This is a genomic window from Pseudomonas sp. IPO3774, assembly GCF_013386835.1.
Taxonomy (GTDB): domain Bacteria; phylum Pseudomonadota; class Gammaproteobacteria; order Pseudomonadales; family Pseudomonadaceae; genus Aquipseudomonas.
Genome location: NZ_JACAQY010000011.1, coordinates 111,412 through 129,586 on the forward strand (window position 1 = coordinate 111,412; position 18,175 = coordinate 129,586).

Annotated in this window: 22 protein-coding genes and 1 pseudogene; 11 read left to right on the forward strand and 12 right to left on the reverse strand. The window is 59.7% G+C overall.

The features are described 5' to 3' along the window. Positions 1–6 precede the first annotated feature (6 nt). The gene (locus HYE77_RS05785) at positions 7–735 is read right to left on the reverse strand and encodes a helix-turn-helix transcriptional regulator (RefSeq protein WP_158213527.1); all 729 of its coding nucleotides are present in this window, start codon (positions 733–735) and stop codon (positions 7–9) included. A gap of 208 nt (positions 736–943) precedes the next feature. Here HYE77_RS05785 and HYE77_RS05790 point away from each other — a divergent pair, with 208 nt between their 5' ends. Next, positions 944–1,849 carry a LysR family transcriptional regulator gene (locus HYE77_RS05790; RefSeq protein ID WP_003207388.1) on the forward strand — a complete coding sequence of 302 codons (906 nt, stop codon included), beginning with the start codon at positions 944–946 and terminating at the stop codon, positions 1,847–1,849. 94 nt (positions 1,850–1,943) lie between these two features. Next, positions 1,944–2,960, forward strand: coding sequence for a hypothetical protein (locus tag HYE77_RS05795; RefSeq protein WP_087692417.1), 1,017 nt, complete (start codon positions 1,944–1,946; stop codon positions 2,958–2,960). A 261-nt stretch (positions 2,961–3,221) separates the two neighbouring features. Here the strand turns inward: HYE77_RS05795 and HYE77_RS05800 are convergent, their stop codons facing one another. Next, positions 3,222–3,878, reverse strand: a complete 657-nt coding sequence (locus HYE77_RS05800; RefSeq protein ID WP_177068547.1) for a metalloregulator ArsR/SmtB family transcription factor — start codon at positions 3,876–3,878, stop codon at positions 3,222–3,224. A gap of 180 nt (positions 3,879–4,058) precedes the next feature. Here HYE77_RS05800 and HYE77_RS05805 point away from each other — a divergent pair, with 180 nt between their 5' ends. Together HYE77_RS05805 and HYE77_RS05810 are read left to right on the forward strand one after the other, a co-directional pair. Beyond that, positions 4,059–5,117: a YhcG family protein gene (locus HYE77_RS05805; RefSeq protein ID WP_177068548.1), complete on the forward strand. Its 1,059-nt coding sequence runs from the start codon at positions 4,059–4,061 to the stop codon at positions 5,115–5,117. Positions 5,118–5,195: 78 nt separating this feature from the next. Then, a complete protein-coding gene (locus tag HYE77_RS05810; RefSeq protein WP_177068549.1) occupies positions 5,196–6,395 on the forward strand; it encodes a lysozyme inhibitor LprI family protein in 1,200 nt (399 codons plus the stop codon). A 4-nt stretch (positions 6,396–6,399) separates the two neighbouring features. On the opposite strand, the gene HYE77_RS05815 is transcribed toward HYE77_RS05810, so the two are convergent. The 4 genes and pseudogenes from HYE77_RS05815 to HYE77_RS05830 form a co-directional block, all read right to left on the reverse strand. Then, positions 6,400–6,720 (reverse strand): hypothetical protein, encoded by a 321-nt coding sequence (locus HYE77_RS05815; RefSeq protein WP_087692413.1) that lies wholly within the window; start codon positions 6,718–6,720, stop codon positions 6,400–6,402. A 66-nt stretch (positions 6,721–6,786) separates the two neighbouring features. Further along, positions 6,787–6,900: pseudogene (locus tag HYE77_RS32540) on the reverse strand (general stress protein); the annotation flags it as partial. A gap of 167 nt (positions 6,901–7,067) precedes the next feature. After that, on the reverse strand, positions 7,068–7,544 hold the full coding sequence (locus HYE77_RS05825) for a hemerythrin domain-containing protein (RefSeq protein WP_177068550.1): 477 nt from the start codon (positions 7,542–7,544) through the stop codon (positions 7,068–7,070). Between the two features lie 190 nt (positions 7,545–7,734). Further along, a complete protein-coding gene (locus HYE77_RS05830; RefSeq protein WP_008435011.1) occupies positions 7,735–8,292 on the reverse strand; it encodes an ATP-dependent Clp protease proteolytic subunit in 558 nt (185 codons plus the stop codon). Positions 8,293–8,448: 156 nt separating this feature from the next. On the opposite strand from HYE77_RS05830, the gene HYE77_RS05835 reads away from it, so the two are divergent. Continuing rightward, positions 8,449–8,670: a PLD nuclease N-terminal domain-containing protein gene (locus HYE77_RS05835; protein ID WP_003207401.1), complete on the forward strand. Its 222-nt coding sequence runs from the start codon at positions 8,449–8,451 to the stop codon at positions 8,668–8,670. A gap of 54 nt (positions 8,671–8,724) precedes the next feature. Here the strand turns inward: HYE77_RS05835 and HYE77_RS05840 are convergent, their stop codons facing one another. Both HYE77_RS05840 and HYE77_RS05845 read right to left on the reverse strand, forming a co-directional pair. After that, positions 8,725–9,285 (reverse strand): type 1 glutamine amidotransferase domain-containing protein, encoded by a 561-nt coding sequence (locus HYE77_RS05840; protein ID WP_003207402.1) that lies wholly within the window; start codon positions 9,283–9,285, stop codon positions 8,725–8,727. Positions 9,286–9,314: 29 nt separating this feature from the next. Further along, positions 9,315–9,818 (reverse strand): DUF4142 domain-containing protein, encoded by a 504-nt coding sequence (locus tag HYE77_RS05845; protein WP_008435012.1) that lies wholly within the window; start codon positions 9,816–9,818, stop codon positions 9,315–9,317. A gap of 197 nt (positions 9,819–10,015) precedes the next feature. Between HYE77_RS05845 and HYE77_RS05850 the strand changes: the two genes are divergently transcribed. Genes HYE77_RS05850 through HYE77_RS05860 form a run of 3 tightly spaced genes read left to right on the forward strand, consistent with a single transcriptional unit; the run spans position 10,016 to position 11,445 of the window. Beyond that, a complete protein-coding gene (locus HYE77_RS05850; protein WP_008435013.1) occupies positions 10,016–10,240 on the forward strand; it encodes a hypothetical protein in 225 nt (74 codons plus the stop codon). A gap of 15 nt (positions 10,241–10,255) precedes the next feature. Beyond that, on the forward strand, positions 10,256–10,687 hold the full coding sequence (locus HYE77_RS05855; RefSeq protein ID WP_008435015.1) for a hypothetical protein: 432 nt from the start codon (positions 10,256–10,258) through the stop codon (positions 10,685–10,687). Continuing rightward, positions 10,687–11,445 carry a DUF72 domain-containing protein gene (locus HYE77_RS05860; protein WP_177068551.1) on the forward strand — a complete coding sequence of 253 codons (759 nt, stop codon included), beginning with the start codon at positions 10,687–10,689 and terminating at the stop codon, positions 11,443–11,445. Before HYE77_RS05855 ends, HYE77_RS05860 begins: the two co-directional genes overlap by 1 nt. Here HYE77_RS05860 and HYE77_RS05865 read toward each other — a convergent pair. The 3 genes from HYE77_RS05865 to HYE77_RS05875 form a co-directional block, all read right to left on the reverse strand. Continuing rightward, on the reverse strand, positions 11,403–12,191 hold the full coding sequence (locus tag HYE77_RS05865) for a DeoR/GlpR family DNA-binding transcription regulator (protein WP_102368864.1): 789 nt from the start codon (positions 12,189–12,191) through the stop codon (positions 11,403–11,405). The genes HYE77_RS05860 and HYE77_RS05865 overlap by 43 nt on opposite strands. A gap of 399 nt (positions 12,192–12,590) precedes the next feature. Further along, on the reverse strand, positions 12,591–13,532 hold the full coding sequence (locus HYE77_RS05870; protein WP_177068552.1) for an alpha/beta hydrolase: 942 nt from the start codon (positions 13,530–13,532) through the stop codon (positions 12,591–12,593). Positions 13,533–13,630: 98 nt separating this feature from the next. Further along, positions 13,631–14,518 (reverse strand): LysR family transcriptional regulator, encoded by an 888-nt coding sequence (locus tag HYE77_RS05875; protein ID WP_177068553.1) that lies wholly within the window; start codon positions 14,516–14,518, stop codon positions 13,631–13,633. A 131-nt stretch (positions 14,519–14,649) separates the two neighbouring features. Here HYE77_RS05875 and HYE77_RS05880 point away from each other — a divergent pair, with 131 nt between their 5' ends. Then, on the forward strand, positions 14,650–15,495 hold the full coding sequence (locus HYE77_RS05880) for an SDR family NAD(P)-dependent oxidoreductase (RefSeq protein ID WP_177028176.1): 846 nt from the start codon (positions 14,650–14,652) through the stop codon (positions 15,493–15,495). Positions 15,496–15,498: 3 nt separating this feature from the next. Here the strand turns inward: HYE77_RS05880 and HYE77_RS05885 are convergent, their stop codons facing one another. Then, positions 15,499–16,254 carry a DeoR/GlpR family DNA-binding transcription regulator gene (locus tag HYE77_RS05885; protein ID WP_102606259.1) on the reverse strand — a complete coding sequence of 252 codons (756 nt, stop codon included), beginning with the start codon at positions 16,252–16,254 and terminating at the stop codon, positions 15,499–15,501. Between the two features lie 82 nt (positions 16,255–16,336). Between HYE77_RS05885 and nudK the strand changes: the two genes are divergently transcribed. Together nudK and HYE77_RS05895 are read left to right on the forward strand one after the other, a co-directional pair. Further along, positions 16,337–16,924, forward strand: coding sequence for a GDP-mannose pyrophosphatase NudK (nudK, locus tag HYE77_RS05890; protein ID WP_087692406.1), 588 nt, complete (start codon positions 16,337–16,339; stop codon positions 16,922–16,924). Beyond that, positions 16,924–18,126 (forward strand): lipase family protein, encoded by a 1,203-nt coding sequence (locus HYE77_RS05895; RefSeq protein WP_177035460.1) that lies wholly within the window; start codon positions 16,924–16,926, stop codon positions 18,124–18,126. The genes nudK and HYE77_RS05895 overlap by 1 nt, the downstream gene beginning before the upstream one ends. The last annotated feature ends 49 nt before the right edge of the window (positions 18,127–18,175 follow it).

The window sequence follows — 18,175 nt, forward strand, 5'->3', positions numbered from 1 at the left end:
GCCGGCTCAACGCTGGGCGAAATACCTGGCCGGGCTGCAACCGAACACCGAGCGGAACACGGCGATAAAGCTGCTGGAGCTTTCGTAGCCAATCGCGGCGGCGGTGCTGCTGACGCTTTCCCCCGCCGCGAGGTTTTCCAGGGCCACCATCATCCGCAAGCGTTGGCGCCAGGCGCCGAAGCCCATGCGGGTCTGGGCAGCAAACAGCCGCTCCAGGGTGCGTGCACTGGCGCCTACCTCGAAGGCGATTTCCTTGAGCGGCCGAGTGTCGTTGGGGTTTTGCTTGATCAGGTTGGCGGCGCGCACCGCGCGTTTATCCGAGGGTTCAGGCAGGTAAAAGGCGTCTTGCTCAAGCAATGCCAGGTGGTCCAGCAGCACGGTGCCCAGGCGGCTTTCGCGGCTGTGCTCGGGGTACTCGCCTGGCAGTTGCGCGCAGGCCAGGATCAGCTCGCGCACCAGCGTCCCGACATTTAACACTGCGCAGCGGGCCCACGGTGGAATGCTGGCCGCGCCCTGACGCACATATACGGTACGCATCGACACCTGACGCGAATGCTTGAAGGTGTGGCTGACACCTGGCGGAATCCAGAGCGCCCGCTGCGGTGGCAGAACCCAGATGCCTTCGGCCGTCAGTACCGTCATCGAACCTTTGATGGCGTACATGATTTGCGCGTGTTCCGGGTGAACGTGAGGTTCACGCAAGCCGGGCAAATACTCCCGGACCAAACCTTGCACGGGGGCCGCGCCAAACTTAATCGATGGGTGTTCAAGCATGGCGCGATCCCGATATTTTCTAGATAAGGAGGGATTTTGTGCCAGATCAAAAGGGCTGTAAAGCCGCAGTTTGGCCTACCGAAAAACCGTCGGATTGGCTAGGGCGCTTGGGTTTGCGGTTGGGTACTGTCGATGCTTTTGGCGTGCGCCCTTCAAGGAAACCTCACCGATGTCCATCGGAAAAAACTTCGCCGGCGTCATCGCCTTCATGAAAGTCGCGGCCAGCGAAAGCTTCAGCGAGGCAGCACGCGACCTGGGCATTTCAGTGCCTTCGGTGAGTCGCAGCATTACCCGCCTGGAAACCCAACTGGCGATCAAGCTGCTGGAACGCACGACCCACAGCGTAGCGGTCACGCAGGAAGGGCGCCGGTTTTTTCAAGAGTGCCTGCCCAGTGTCGAGCATCTGTTGCGCACGACCGAAGCGCTGAAACACGCTACCCAGTCGCCGTCCGGCGTAGTGCGCGTAAGCTCTACCGTGGGTTTTGGGCGCAAGTGCATTGCGCCGCTGTTGCCTGGGTTCTGTAAGTCCCACCCGGACATCACCCTCGAATTTGATCTGAATGATCGCCATGTGGATTTCGCCGAAGGTCGCGTGGATGTCGCGATTCGCAACGGGCGGCTGGAGGACGCCGATGTGATCGCCAGGCAACTGGCGCCGATGAGTTTCGTCACCTGCGCCGCGCCTGAGTACCTGCACTCAGCCGGTTACCCGCAGACCCTGGAAGACCTTGCGGCGCACAAGACTATCGCCTTTCGCCTGGCGCAGTCGGGCAAGCCGCATGTGTGGGAGTTTGAAGTCGACGGGCAGTTCATACGGCTGCCGTTGCCTTACAGCCAGTTGTTCAATGACCCGGAGCTAGTGGCGCTCGCGGCCGTAGCCGGCGGTGGTGTGGCACAGCTGGCCGGCTATCAGGCGCAGCACTGGATCGCGCAACAGCGTTTGATCGTTTTGCTGCCGGGTTATGCGGCGCAGGCGCGGGGCAGGGGGCATTACATCTGCTATCGGCAGCGCGACAAGATACCGCTGCGAGTCAAGCTGTTCGTCGACTACATGGTGCAAGCCTTCCAGGCATGACCATTGGGTAAAAGGCTTTTGCCTGGGTGCCTAATTGTCGCGGGTGGCGATGGCTGGGCACTATCCGGGTGATATTTATCACCGGGAAATCAATATGTTAAGCAAAGCTATCAAACCCTGGCTGGAATGGCTGTGGCTGCTGCCGTTCGCCGCGGCGCTGTATTATCCGTGGGCGCTGGCGTGGAGTAACCAGGCGCATGTGGCAGGCGCCGGCACCCCGGTCGTCCTGGCGCTGATCCTGAGTGCCTATGCGGTGCCGCTGTTGGCGTTTGCCTGTGTGTATGTCACCGGTGTTCAACCGGTCATGAGCGCACGCCTGGTCCTGGCGCGACGCTTGTCGTGCCTGGCGGTGGCTGCGCCTCCTGCGTACACGCTTATGGGCGTCTTGCTGTACCTGATGAAAATCGAGGGCCACGACATCGCGGTATGGAGCGGGCTGTGGCTGGCGCTGGCGGGCTTTTTTGCGATGGTGTCGTCAACGGGCCCGAGCACCAGCCTGGTGACCTTGGACAAGACCTATATCAAGCTGCGTGTCGCCCACGGCATCGCCTCGGTGGCGATCCTGTTGGTGTTTCTCGCGCCGCACCTGTTCAACCACCTCCTGGGTGTACTGGGTACCGATGTGCATAAGTCGGTGATGGACGTGCTGCGACGGGTGTATCGCAATGGCTGGCTGGAGCCGGTGATCATTGTCACGTTTTTCTTTCAGATTCTCAGCGGGCTGGTGTTGATTCGCCCGAAGACCGTCACGCGTGCCGACCTGCTGGACGCGTTACAGACCGCCTCCGGCACCTATCTCTCGCTGTTTATCGCGTCCCATATCAACTCGGTGTTTACCCTGGCGCGTTACTTCGGCACCGACACCGATTACGCCTGGGCCGTGGCCGAGCCCGTAGGGTTATTGGCGGATCCATGGAGCATTCGGCTGCTGCCGCATTACTCGCTGGCGGTGTTCCTGCTGATTGGGCATCTGGGTTGTGGTTTGCGAGGTGTATTGCGTAATCACAATGTCAGCGAGTCACGCAGTTCGCTGTTGACCTGGCTGGTGATCGGCATGGGCGCCATAGTCACGATCATCATTACCAGCGGCATGCTGGGGGTCAGGGTTTAGGCTGTTTACGGCACCGTAAAAAGTATTGGCTTGTGTAATTCAAAGCGCTCAACGTATTATCCAAGATATCTCTTGGTTATATGATTGGTGGGCATTGCGCCACTACACCGGAATCTGTCCTTCCTGCAATGGGCTTGAGTACGGCGTGAGGCTTAGGCTGCGATGGACTGCGCAGCGCTCGTGAATCCTGAACCGTTGGTGTATCCGGGACACTGCGGAGCTGGAATTGCGGTTGCTGCGCAGCCCATCGCAGCCTCTTTCTTACAGGCGGCGGGGCTGGATGCTGTAGGCGCAGCGCCGGTCCCCGGAAATCAAATGCTCGCGCCGCTCCACCACATTCTCATCGCCCAGGGCTGCCTGGAAGATCTGCAGTTCCGAGCGGCAGAACCCCTGGCATTTACGGGCGGCCACGCAGATCGGGCAGTGGTTTTCCACCAGTAGCCAGCCTTCGTCCAGCGGCTCCATCTGCGCCATGTACCCGGCGCGCTCACGAATCTGCACCAGGATCGCGACTTTCTCCTGCAAGCTCGATGCGGCGGAGCAGGCCTGGATGTATTCGTGCTTGGCGGTCGCCTCCATGCTGGCGATGACTTTTTCCACGCCTTCACTGCCAAAAATCCCTTCGATGGACTCGATCAGGTGCAAGGTCAGCACGCTATGGGAATCCGGGAATTTGCTCTGGGCGGTCTCGGTCAGGGTCCACTTCAAGGATGGCCGACCGGCACCCGAGATGGGGGCTGATACGCCGACGATCAACTCCGCGACCTGCAACTTCTGGATTTGCTGGCGGGCGGCTTCGGAGGTGATGTCCAGCAGCGCAGCCAGGTCCGTGGTTTTCAGTGGGCCACGGGTCTTGAGCAGGAACAGGATGCGGTCCCCGGTGGATGCCTGGCTGTCGTCAGTGGGTGTGGCGTTCATAGATCGGGAATAACCATGGAAGTGACCGGCTCATTTGACCACAGCACGCATGTTGAGGCACCCCTTGATGCGCCTGAAGGTGCGGTTCCAGTTGATTTGTATCGAAAGCATTCTGCTGGCCCATCACGCATTTTTCCCTCGCTACTATCGGCCGCCTGCCCAACCCACGAGGGAAAAGGAATGAGTGAGACCCCCGATAGCCTGAACACACCACCCGAGGGATACAGCGACTGGCTGTCTGATCTCAAGAGTCGAATCCACTGCGCCCAGCAACGCGCCACCCTGGCGGTAAACCGCGAGCTGGTGTTGCTGTATTGGCAAATCGGCCAGGATATTCTGACCCGGCAAGCGCGGCAGGGCTGGGGGACCAAGGTGATTGAGCGGCTGGCGCAGGATTTGCGTTCAGCATTTCCGGAGATGAAGGGTTTTTCGCCGCGTAACCTGAAGTACATGCGTGCATTTGCGGAGGCGTGGCCGGACGGGGAATTTGTGCAAGGGGTGCTTGCACAATTGCCGTGGTATCACCAACTGGCGTTGCTGGACAAGTTGCCCGGCCCAGAAACCCGTCGCTGGTACGCCGCTCAGGCCATCGAACACAACTGGTCGCGCAACGTCCTGGTGATGCAAATCGAGGGTCGCCTGCTGGAGCGCAGCGGCAATGCGGTCAGCAACTTCGAGGGACTGCTGCCCAAAGCCCAATCCGACCTGGCTCGCGAATCACTTAAAGATCCTTACCGTTTCGACTTCCTGGGCCTGTCCCTTGACGCGCAGGAGCGTGAAATCGAAAACGCCCTGGTCAAACATGTCACCGATTTTCTGCTGGAGCTGGGCGCCGGTTTTGCCTTCGTGGGACGGCAAGTATTGCTGGACGTAGGGGGCGAGGAGTTTTTCGTCGACCTGCTGTTTTATCACCTCAAGCTGAGGTGCTACGTGGTGATCGAACTCAAGGCCGGTAAATTCAAACCCGATCATCTGGGGCAGTTGGGCTTTTACCTCGCTGCGGTAGACGCCCAGCTCAAGCACCCGCAGGACAGCCCCACCATCGGCCTGCTGCTGTGCAAGAGCAAGAACGAAGTAGTGGCCGAATACGCTCTGCGTGACAGCTCCCGTCCTATTGGGGTTGCCGAGTATCAGCTGGTGGAATCACTGCCTGCAGAGCTGCAAACCAGCTTGCCGAGCATCGAACAGATTGAGCGTGAGCTGGCAAGTGATCGCCCTTCCATGGCGAGTGCTTCGTAGGACAGTGCCGACAGACTGGACATTGGCAATCGCGTCGGCACAATGAGCGCCTTGAAAGGAACTCACCCAAGGAAAGCCATGGCCCGCCGTATTCATTCTGCCTACCCAATGTTGTTGCTCACTGGCGTGCTGATGGGCGCGGGGATGCCTGCCAGTGGCGCGTCCTTTGATTGTACAAAGGCCTCCACCACGGTGGAAAAGGCTATTTGCGCCAGCCCTGAATTAAGCGAACTCGACACTACGCTGGGCCTGTACTACAGCCAGGCAATGGCCAAACTGGCACCCGACCAGCGCGACGAATTGCGCCGTGGCCAGCGCACGTGGTTGCAGACTCGCAACGCATGTGCCGGTACCCCCGAACAATTGCCCGGCTGCCTGCAATCCCAACTGAGCCAGAGAGTGGTCGAGGTGGGAACCATCACCCACAAAGACACCGCAGCCCTTGACGCAATCATTGCCAGTATTCCGTACCATCCGGCCCAGGCAGCTGAAGGGCTTCGGCGCTACCCGATGAACGATCTGGCCGCCTCCTGGCTGGTCTACCTGCAGCGTTTTGAACCTGACAGTGGCGTTACGGAGAATGAGGCCGAGGAGAATCGCAAGCAGGTTCTCGTAGCACTCAAGGAAGACAGTTTTCCCTGGTCGATCTGGCAGGACCTGCAGAATGATCCTGCTGTCAGCCGTGACCGGGTGATGTTGACCTTGCTGCGCATGATGATCGAGCGCCAACAGTATGAGATGTACGCCGACCAACGCCCGTATGTGCACTGTTTCGTTTTCAGCCGGCAGGGGGAGGTCGCGTATGAGTCGTTCGGGTCGTTGTACGGCTCCACCCGCGACAGCTTTGCGCCGATTTGTGCCCCTCAGGGTGATCTGTTTGCACAGCCGGCGTGGAAGCGGTTGGACGATTCGTTTACCGAGCCTTTGTCCACTGCATCGCAGAACGAAGGCACCATCCGCTTTGCCAGCTACGCCGACTGGAACACGCTTTCCCTCAAGGCCACCGCGTCGCCTCGGCTGTTTCTCCAGCCAGGCACCGCAGCGCAGGCCCAGGACCCGGAATCAGCCCTGCACAACTGGGGCGCGGATAAACAGTGGCCTGCCAGGCAACGCCAGCAAGCGCTGGCCGCCATTGAGCCCGCACGGCAAGCGACGAGTGACTGGCTGCAACGCGAGCGCGGCTTCTCTGCTGCTGATGCCAGGCAAGCAGCCCGGGAAATCGTTCGGCAGTGGATGAACCTGCGCCTGGACTTTATCGGCGGCCCCAGCGAGAACTAATCGGTCAACTGCCCGATTCTGGCACGGCCTTTTTGCCGGTCTTGGTACCGGGATGCTGGGTCGAGGTGCCTTTATGGCGCGTGCTCTTCACGGTTTTAGACGGTGCAGGTGCTTTCGTTTCAGCGTCCTTGTTGCCACTGCTGTCAGCCCCGGACGGGCTGCTGGGATAGGTGCCGGGCGGCAGTGCCGAGCCAGGAGCGCTGTTGCCGCTCAGGGCGGGCGCCTCGGGGGCAGTGTTGTCGCCGAAGGCTGCGTAGGCGGGGGCATACAGAACGAGCGCCAGGCTGACGACAAGTACGATCCTTTGGGAAATGCTGGTCTTCATGACTCAATCCCTCTTGGCGATGGGGACCGAAGCCCGGAGCACATCCAGGCTTCGGCGACGCCTCAATCAAGACTTCTTGGAGCCTGGGGCGTGGCTATGAGCCCCGCCTTTTTTGCCCGCTTCAGAAGCCTTCTCGCGGTCATTGGCGAAGTTGCCGCCTGAACCCTGGCCGCCGCTTTTACGGTTTGTGTCTTTCTGGTCTTTGTGACCAGCACCTGGGGTAGTTTTTCCACTATTAGCCATTTTGAAAACCCTCAATGATGAGCGAATCAATGGTGTTGCCTAATTGGGAATCCTCCAGCCAATTCAAAGTTTGAAATAGTTTCCAGGCATGCGACGAATGGACATCACGCCGCCATTGGCTTGGCCCCGGGCGCCTTCTTGTGCGCGGCTTTCATCGCTTCCATCTCTGCTCCAAGCTCTTCGAGCAATGCCTTGCCCAGCAGCTTCCTGGCCTGCGGGAACATCTCGCTTTCTTCTTCCTCGATGTGGTGTTCCAACAGTTCCTTGACCACTTTGACTCGCCCGGAAAACTCGGTCGTGGAGGGTGAGGTCTGCTTCAGGTCTGGCAGTACGAGGGAGTCGACGGTGCGGTGTTCTTCCTTGGCTTCGTGGTACATGATTTCCTGATCCTTGCCCCCAGCCTTGCGAAAAGCCGGATAGAGGATTTCTTCCTCAAGGCGGGTGTGAAGGCTGAATTCCATTTCCAGTTTCGCCAGTAGCTCGGTGCGCTTTTTGACGCCGCGTTCAGTAGACTCACTCAGCTGGTTCAGGATGGCTTTGACGCGTTCGTGGTCGGCCTTGAGAAGATCAATGGCATTCATGGGTGACACCTCACGGGTAGCGAAAGGGCGGGTCGAATTGCCCGCCTGTCCAGACCTCTACAGCATGAGTTGTACCAAGTTGAACGGAATATTTATTGGCTTATAAATCAATAGTTTATATCGAATAAATATCGACGCTGGTCGTGCAGGTTGCACGGTCCAGTGGCGGCTGGCATGCATTAAACCATGCCTAGCCGCCGCTGACTTTCCAGTGCTTGATGTCGTCGGCAAACACGATCTGCTCGACCTCATGGGCAATCCCGTAGGCCAGTGACTCGTGGGCGGCGATGACTTTTTCCTCGGCCGAGAGGCACTTGAAAATATCCAGGTGGGTTTCGGCGCTGGCGGTTTCCAGTTCGTAGATTTTCACGTAGCGCGCCAGGTCGTTGTCCAGGCTCGACAGGTATTCCCGCAGGCGCTGGTGGTCTACCGAGTTCTGGTTGAAATACCAGTTCATCGGATGGATCAGGAAGCGCGAGTGTGGCGTGGTGATCCGGCGGTTTGCCGCCAGGAACATGATGATGCCCATGGACTCGATATTGCCCGCATTGATCGCACACAGCGGCACCGGCAGGGACTTGAGGAAGGTGTAGAGGGTAAAACCGAAATTGGTGCTGCCGCCGGTGGTCGACAGGTTCAACAGCAACGAACTGGCGCCTTGATCGATCGCGTCCAGGCAGCAATCACGAAAGCGCTCGGTGGTGCCCTGATCGATCTGGCAGTGAAAGTGGATGATGTGCTCGGTCATCCCGGGCCTCCAAGGGGTAAAAGGTAGTGTCCGTTTGAGTCTAGAAGGTTACGGCCCGTGTGCCGCAACCGTTGGGCGAGAGCCATCCGTTGCAATTTTAATGAACCCTCGGGCGCGTTGCTTGACCTAACGCATACGACCTCAGGAGGATGAATCATGCAAATCGAATATGTCTGGATTGGCTTGGCGGTGATTCTGGTGCTGCTGGAACTGTGGGCGATCAACAGCGTTCTGCGCAGTGGCAGTGGCTGGGAGACCAAGGGTTTATGGCTGGTGGTACTGATCTTCATGCCGCTGTTGGGGCTGATCCTCTGGGCGCTGTTTGGACCCAAGGGTGTGAACCGGGCGACACATGCCACTGAGCATGGCAAAGGCTAAGACAGAATCGAAAAAAAACAGGCGTCCGAGGGCGCCTGTTTGCATTGGCGGGCGTCAGGCCGCCAGTGTCTTGGCAATGGCCTCGTTGAACGCCGGCAAATCGTCGGGCGTGCGCGAGGTTATCAGGGTCCAGCCATTGGCCGGGCATTCCTTCACCTGCGTATCCACCCAGTTTGCTGCGCCGGCATTGACCAGGTCAGTGCGCACGCTTTTGTAGGAGGTGAGGGTCTTGCCGCCGATCACGCCGGCATCAATCAGGGCCCAAGGGCCATGGCAGATGGCGGCTACGGTTTTCCCGGCCTTGACGAAGTCGTTGATCAGCCGCAGTGCATCGGCGTCCTGGCGCAAGGTGTCGGCATTGACGGTGCCCCCGGGGATGACCAGTGCATCGAAGTCACTGCCGTGCAGGTCCGAGAGCTTGGCGTCGGACTCTACCGTCCTGTCTTTCTCGGTGTCCTTGAGAAAGGTCTGGGTGCTGCCACCTTTGCTGGAACCGTGGGTCACCGTGGCGCCGAAACCACGCAGGGCTTCCAGCGGCTTGAGCAACTCGTCGCGCTCGATACCGGTGTTGGAGGTGATGATCAGAATCTTCTTGCCGTGCAGTTGCGAACTCATGGTCGAGTGTCTCCTGAGTGGGTCAATGATTAATTGGCGTGCTGGGACTGCAACTCCTTGGCCATCTTCAGATGGGTTTCGAGAGTCGGCAGGGTCTTCTCGGCAAAAGCCTTCAGTTCGGCGTTATCCGAGGAGGCGGCTTCTTTTTTGAACAGGGCCACGGTGTCTTCGTGGGCCTTTACCTGGTTGTCGGCGTAAGCCTTGTCAAAGGACTCTTCACGGATTTCCAGGATCATTTTCTTGGCCTTGTCGGTGAGGCTGGCATCGTCGGGCACCTTGATGTCGAGCTTCGTCGCCAGGGCCGTCAGCTCCTGGTTGGCCTTGGTGTGGTCGGTGATCATGTGCTGGGCAAACGCCTTGATATCAGCGGCACCGCTCTTTTCCAGCGCCAGTTTGCCGGCTTCTACTTCGGTGATGCCGCCCTGGGCCGCGGCCTCAACGAAGTCATTGGAAGTGGCGGCCATGGCCACACCCATCGAGCCCGCGGCCAGCGCGAAGGTCAGTCCCATTTGTTTCATCAGCAAGTGCTTCATGATGCTTCTCCTGAAGAGTGGCGCGATGCCGTTACCTGACTGTTGAGGGGGGCCCAGCGCAAAAGGTTTAAATTAATTTGCTCTATTTTTCGGTGCATGCACCCGAGGCAATTTCCTTGAACTATCGAAAAACCTTGGGCTCTGCTGCATAACGGCTCCGCGCTGGAGCCTGGCCTTTGAACCGCAGGAGAATCCCCATGGGCACTGAAAAAACCGCCGACAAAACCCCTGATGCGATCAGCTCTGAACAGGCGCAGAAAGGTCGCCAGGCTGCCGACCAGGACAGCTCTTTACAGCGTCCCAATCCCAAGACAGAAACCATCGATAAGGTGATCACGCCGACGTCCATCAAGGACACACAACGGCAAACCGACCAGATCAACGAGCAAGCCGCCAAGGCCGAGCGCAAGCTGGGTCAGTGAAGAACGGAGGCAGTCATGGGGCGATCCATCAGCGCCGGGGAACTGGGTATTGAGCTCAAGCCCGGTGATGACAACGCACTGTTCAAGTGGTTTGTCGCCAGCTTCCTGATGGGCAAGCGCATTCAGGCGCAGATCGCGGCGCAGGCCTATCAGGTGATTGTGGTGAAGCATGGCCGGGACACCCCGCGCAAACTGCAACACTGCACCTCTCGCGAACTGGTGGCCATGCTCGGTGAGGCGCATTACGTGCGTTACGACGAAAGCACCGCGCAACGCCTGCTCGACCTCAGCAGCAAGTTGAATGCGGAGTACGCGGGCAAGATCAGCCATATCCACGATGCCAGTGCCGACCGTGGGGAGTTTGAAAAACGCTTGAATGCGTTCGAGGGCGTCGGGCCGAAGACGGTGGAGATTTTCATGAGGGATGCGGCGTCGGTGTTGTTCTGATGCCGATTTTTCTCGGTTGTGCCGGTTGGAGCCTGCCTCGTGAGCAATGGCCACGGTTTCCCCGGCAGGGCACTCATCTGCAACGTTATGCCGCGTGCTTGAATGCGGTTGAAATCAACAGCTCCTTCTACCGCCCCCATCGCCCGCAGACCTACGCACGATGGGCGCAGTCAGTGCCGTCGGGCTTTGGTTTTTCGGTCAAGGTGCCACGGCACATCACCCATGAATTACGTCTGCGTGACTGCGATACGGCATTGGATGAGTTCCTTGCACAGTGCCTGCAATTGGGCGACCGCCTGGGCTGCCTGCTGGTGCAATTGCCGCCTTCTTTAAGCTACGACCCGATCATTGCCGGCGGCTTTTTCACAGCCTTGCGTCAACGCTTCCCTGGGCCTGTGGTGCTGGAGCCGCGACACGCCAGTTGGGCGCAGGCCGGCGGGCTTTTGCAGGATTACCAGATAGGACGGGTCGCCGCCGACCCGCCGGTGATCGCTGATGGGGATGTACCGAAAGGTTGGCAAGGCGTGCGTTATTGGCGCCTGCATGGTTCGCCGCGTATCTATCACAGCGCTTACGAAACCGAGCGTTTGTGCGCGCTGGCCGAGGTATTGAGAGCCTCCCTGGAGGAGGGCATTCCGACCTGGTGTATTTTCGATAATACGGCCAGCGGTCATGCGCTGGTCGATGCGCTTGCCCTTCAAGCGATGCTTGCCCCTCAGGCATCCACTTGCATCACCTCCAGCCCCAGGCATTCATAAGCCTCGACGCTGCCCGGCGGCACGTGCCACTCGGTAATCAGGGTATGAATGCGGCTGCACGGTGCCACTACGAATGGCTCCACGGCGCCCAGTTTGTCGGCCAGGGTGACGGCCACCACGTGGGAGGCGCTGTCGAGCATAGCCTGTTTTACCGCCACTTCCTCGAAGTGCAACGAGCTGATGCCGACCTGTGGATGCAGTGCGCACACACCCGTGAACAGCAGGTCGGCCTTGATGCCCTGGATCAGCCGCAATGCTTCATGCCCGCTGGCGGCCATGGTCACCGGGTTGAGTTGGCCACCGGCAAGGATCACCGTCACATTGGGATGTTCGGACAACGCGATGGCAATCATCGGTGAGTGCGTGACGGCGGTCAGCTTGATGGAATGCGGTAGTGACTGGGCGATTTGCAGGGTGGTGGTACCGGAGTCGAACAGCACGATCTGGCCGTCCTCCACGCGATCGGCGGCGAGTTGCGCCAGGTGGCGTTTGGTCGCGGTGGTTTCGCCAAACCGGGTGAAGAAATCCTTGCCGGTGTCCTTGGGCCGTGGCAGCGCACCTCCATGCACGCGTTGCAGCAGACCGGCGGAGGCGAGTTCGCCAAGGTCGCGGCGAATGGTGTCCTGGGAAACGGCGAAATGCTCCACCAACTCCGAGGCAGTGACTTTACCGTCGCGCTCCAGCAGCAACAGGATTTTCTGTTTGCGCAGGGAGGGCAGGTCGATGGCAGCATGGCTGTTATGCATGTTTTTGCTCGTTGATGCGTGTTTATGCGAGATTAATCAGCATTAGGCGCAAACGCAATGGGTTGGGGTGTCGGTGATGCCCTGCCGAGTGAGCTGAGCACCATGGAAAAACCACACCCGGTCCGGTACCAAACCCCATGGTTTCGATTCGCGAGGTGATGCAGGAGATTTTGCTGCCGCCAAGCTTTCCAACAGGGCATTACTGAGAAAAAAAATCGTAAAAAAGTAAAAAGAGTTGTCCACGAAAACCGTGGGTATCTCTGTGGATAACTTCGCTTGAGCCCGGCGGGTATGGCGATTTAACCTGCGGTTAATATTTGATCAGTCACTGTTTATGGCCAGTATGGGCAGGCTTTGCGCCTTGACAGGCACCGGCGAAACCGGTGCCGAAATGCAGATTTACGAGTCGTTTGGGCGCCCGGTGGAGGGCCCGGCAACCTGAGTGGCGCGCTTCGATTGCATCAGGCTGTCCAACGCCTGGCGATACCTGCTGCCGGCCAGTCGCATGCTGTCGTTATGAGTGGCACCGGGTACCAGCAACAGGTGTTTCGGCTGTTGGGCGGCGTCAAACAGTTGCTGGCTGAAGCGCGGTGGCACGAAGGCATCGGCGAGCCCGTGAACCACCAGCAGCGGCATGTGGATATCAGCGATCTTGTCAATGGAATCGAACTTCTGCGACAGCAGCCAGCGCACCGGCAATGACGTATTGGCTACTGCCGTGGCCACATCTGCCAGGGAGGTAAAGGTGGACTCGATGACCAGTCCGCGCACTGGCGGCGGCACCTGATTGTTCGCTGCCTGCTTGCCCAGTTCCACCGCGAGGTCGATGGCCACCGCGCCACCCAGGGAGTGCCCGTAGATGAGGCGCTTGGCAGGATCGGGTTGCAGCACCTGGAAGCGTTCCCAGGCAATGCGCGCGTCTTCGTACACGCTGGTTTCCGACGGCAGGTCGCCTCGACTCTGGCCGAAGCCGCGGTAGTCGATGGCCAGTACGGAAAAGCCCAGGGCCCGCAGCTGTTCGATGCGAAACAGTTGGCCAGTGAGGTTCCAGCGCACGCCGTGCAGGTAGAGAATTGCCGGCGCGTCCTTCTGTGCCGCTGGCCACCACCAGCCATGAATATTCTGCCCTGCCTTGAAACTCGCGGGTTTCAGGTCGAATTCCTGCACATCACGCGGCAACCCGCTGTACCAGCTGGCAGTGCCTGGCTCCACGCGAAACAGCAACTCGCGTTCCTTGTGTTGCAGCACGGCGCAACCCACGGGCAGGCCGATGATCAGGGCGGCCATGCACAGCAGGGGAAACCAGCGCAGGCCGAGACGGGACAGAAAACGTGAAGACATGAAGGTTCCAGGACACAGGCGAAGCACGGGTTTTAACAGATGCCCTGGGCGCGCAGGAAATATTCAGACGGTCGTCACCGGACATTGCTTGCAAAGTATTACATCGCCTCGTCCAGCAGAGAAAAGAAGTGCCCGGCCAAGGGGGAAGAATGGCTGGTGTTCCAGTTTAGGTAGAGCCCGATGCTGGAGGACGCGGCGGCGAGGGGCACAAACGCCACTTTGTCACGGGGCATCGAACGGGCAATGGACTGCGGCACCAGCGCCACACCAAACCCGCACGCCACCAGGCCAATCAGGGTGGGTAATTGATCGGCTTCCTGGACCACCCTTGGAGAGAAGCCCGCGGCCTCGCATAAAGCGATCAACTGGTGGTGATAGCCACTGCCCAATGCCTGGGGCGTGAACACAAAATCGGCGCCGGCAAAGTCCTTCAGCTCGATAGCGACGTCATCCGCATTCGGATGGTCTGCGGGCAGCGCCAGCAGGATCGGTTCATCCAGCAGCAGCCGGGATTCGATGTTATCTGCCTGGCCTGGCAGGTAGCGCAAAAAAGCGATATCGGTATCACCACTCAACAAGGCCTTGGCCTGGTTGGCAGAGGGCATTTCCTTGATCACCAACTGAACCCTGGGGAACGCCAGGCGAAACTGCCTGAGGGTATCCAGCAACCACGGATAGCCGGTGATCGACACCGAGGTGATGGTGAGCGTGCCGGCGGTTCCCTGGGACACCTGCCGGGCTTGCTCAATGCCTTGCTGCAATTGCCCGAGGACGGTGTAGGCCGTCTGAAGAAACGCCGCCCCGGCTGGCAGCAGCTTCACGCCACGACGGTCACGCTGCAGCAGGGCAAACCCCAACTTTGCCTCCAGGCGATTGATCGCCTGGCTCAACGCTGGCTGCGCCATATGCAGGCGCTCCGCGGCCTGGTGAAAGTGCAGCGCTTCGGCAACGGCAACGAACTGGCGCAACAGGCGGGTTTCGATCATCTGGGCTGTTCCTTCAGGTAGATGGCGGTGTGGGGCTTGATACGGCGCAGGTATCAATATCGCTGTTTTTCAGTATTAAACAGGACGGCCACGGGTTGTTAGGGTGGAGTGCCTATCAGGAGAACGCGACGATGGACTTTACAGGTAAAACCGCAATCGTGACCGGTGCCGCCCGTGGCTTGGGGTTCAGCTATGCGCGCGAGTTGGCGCGACTCGGCGCGCAGGTGGTAATCAGTGATATCGGTGCCGACACCCTCGGCGATGGGGCTGATCCCCAGGTGGTACAGGCGGCCGCGCTGGCGCTGCAGGGTGAAGGCCTGCGGGTGGTTGGCCACGCGGGTGACCTGTCCGGCGAAGCGGGGTGTCGAGCGCTGATCGAGTGCGCCATCACGCATTTCGGGCAGCTCGATATCCTGATCCACAATGCTGGCTGGGTCGGCTATCAGCCCATCGAGGCCGCCGACGAGGCTTTCATCCGGCGGGCCATGGGCGTCAATGTCTATGCACCGATCTGGCTGTGCAAACACGCGTGGCAGCACCTCACGCGATCTGCCGCACCCCGCATTGTGCTGACCACCTCCGACCGTGCGATGTATACGCGCTACGTCCAGCCGGGCCTGGCGGCCTACAGCGCGGGGAAGATGGCGCAACTGGGGATCATGAATGCCTTGAGCGGGGAAGGGGCGGAGGCCGGGATCCTGGTCAATGCCATCTCACCCGTGGCCAAGACCCGCATGTGGGGCGTGACCGGCGAGCCGCACAACCTCAAGCCGGAATGGGTCACGCCTGGGGTGATCTTCCTGGCTTCGGCTGCGTGCCAGGACAGCGGCTATATCCTGCGTGCCAGCAACGGTCAGTTCACCGCCACGCGGTTCGCTGAAAATCCGGGGGTCGAGTATCCGGTTGACCTGGCGCGGGTCAACGCCTCGGACGCTGCGCAAGTCGCCGCGTTATGGCAAGCCATCAAGGACTGTTGACGGTCACGCCAGGTAAAGCGTCAGGCCCTGAGCTTCATAGGGTTGCAGCAGGGCACGCGGCGTACTGGCCAATGCGACGATCGCGCTGACGTGTGCCAGCTCCACCACCTGGTAGGGCGACGCGGTGTTGAGCTTTTCCGAGGTGGCCAGCACGATGGTTTCTGCGGCCGCGTGACACAACGCGCGCTTGACCACTGCCTCTTCATAATCGCCGGTAGACAGGCCGGCATTCGGGTGCACGCTGCACACCCCCATGAAATACAGGTCGGCATTGACCCGGCCGATGGCCTCCAGCGTGGCCGCCCCCACCCCCACCAGTGAGTGGCGAAACAGCCGCCCGCCGAGCATGATCACTTCAATCTGCGGATGATCCACCAGGGCCATGGCAATCGACGGGCTGTGGGTGACCACGGTGGCATTCAGGTCCGCCGGCAAGTGATGGGCCAGTTGCAGGCACGTGGTACCGCCATCGATAAACACCACCTGGCCGGGCTGCACCAGTTGCGCAGCCGTCCGGCCAATGGCGATTTTTTCCTCGGGTACCAAGTGTTCCCGTACCGAAAAATCAGCCATCGCGGGGGATGCTGGCAAGGCGCCGCCGTGCACCCGCAGCAGCAAACCTTCCTTGGCCATTTCCCGCAGGTCACGCCGAATCGTGTCCTCGGAAACCTCCAGTGCCTGGCTCAACTCCTTGGCAATCAGCCGGCCGTCGCGGTGCAGCGTATCCAGCAGGTGTTGTTTACGTTGTTGGGTCAGCATCGGAAGCTTCCTGCACGTTTTTTCTTGACTGTGCACGATTTTGCACGACATGCTGAATAACACAAGACAAAAAGGTCCTGCCATGGAAAACAGTCCCGTCCGCATCCACGCCGAAGAACTGCTCTCGGATAATTGGTATGTGCTGAAAAAGTACACCTTTGACCTGCGCCGCCGCGACGGCAGTTGGCAGTCCCAGACCCGGGAGATCTATGACCGGGGCAATGGCGCGACGATCCTGCTGTACAACCGCGAGCGGCGCACGGTGTTGCTGATTCGCCAGTTCCGCATGCCTACCTACGTTAACGGCTACCACGGTTACCTGATCGAGTCTGCCGCCGGCCTGCTGGACAACGCCAGCCCCGAGGAACGCATTCGCCTGGAGGCGGAAGAAGAGACGGGCTACCGTGTGGGCCATGTAGAAAAGATCTATTCGGCCTTCATGAGCCCGGGCTCGGTGACCGAGCGCATTCACTTTTTCATCGGCGAATATCAGCCTGGCGACCGAGTCAGTGATGGCGGCGGGCTGGAGGATGAAGGTGAGGATATCGAAGTGCTGGAGTTGGGATTCGAGGAGGCCCTGGCCATGGTGGACAGTGCCGAGATCGTCGACGGCAAGACCATCATGTTGTTGCAGTACCTTGAATTGCGGATGTTGAAAGAGGGCTGGTGATGTCGCGTCGGTTATCGCTTGCGCTGGCGGTGTTGCTGGCGGGATGCAGTGGTGTGAGCGCTGCGCAAACACCCGTCGGTGATGGTGGTGTTCCCGCGTTCTATACCTGGGCGGACAAGGTGCCCGCGTCACCCGGGCGGATGCTGCGCAGCGAGCCGTTGACCGAACAGCAAAGCCTGGCCGAGGCGGGGCAGAATATTCGCATCCTGTACACGTCCACCGACGGTCTCGATACCCATAAACGGATTGTCGTTTCCGGTGCGCTGTTCCTGCCCAAGGGCACACCGCCGCCGGGTGGCTGGCCGCTGATGGCGTGGGCCCACGGCACGGTGGGGAGTGCCGATATCTGCGCGCCGTCGTTCGCCGGTCGCAGCCCTCGGGATACGCGCTATCTCAATTATTGGCTGGCTCAGGGCTACGCGATTGTCGCTACCGATTACCAGGGGCTTGGGACGCCTGGCCTGCATCCGTATGGGCTGACCAGTCCGCTGGCCTATGGGGTGCTCGACAGCATTCGCGCAGTAGGGGCGGGTGGTTTCGAACTCTCCAAACGTGTGGTGGTGTTTGGGCAGTCACAGGGTGGCCGTGCTGCGTTTGCCACGGCGGTCTATGCGAAAGACTATGCGCCCGAGTTGGATATCGTGGGGGTGGTGGCGACCGGTACGCCTTACGCGGCCACCCATAAAACGGGAGACAGTGCCGAGTTGGAAAAGGCCCGCAGTTCGGTGGTGCCGACCTTTGCCTATAACTTGCTGCGGCTGAGTACTGTCACGTTGTTTGATCCTGGGTTTGTGGCTGCGGATTACTTGAGCGAGCGTGCAGTGCCTGCGTTTGAGAGCAGCCAGCGGGATTGTTTGCATGCCATTGAGCAGCGGGTGATGGCTGATGGGCTCAGCTTCAATGACAGTTTCAAGCGGTCGCCGAAAGAGGCGCTCGACAAGGTTTATCGTGAGTCGGCGTATCCGACGTTGAAGACGGATATTCCGGTTTTTGTCGGTACGGGGGGGCGGGATCAGGATGTGTTTGTGCCTGGGCAAAAGGCGCTGGTCAGGGATGCGTGCAAGGTCGGGGACCGGATTGAATGGCATTTTTATCCTGAGCTGGATCACTCCGCTACGGTCAATGGTTCGCTCGTGGACTCGACGCCGTTTGTGCGTAAGGCGTTTGCGGGGGAGGTGATTGGTGGGAATTGTGGGGGGTAGCTTTTTTGGGGGGTATATCCGTTATTTGGGTAACGGCGACTTATGGTTT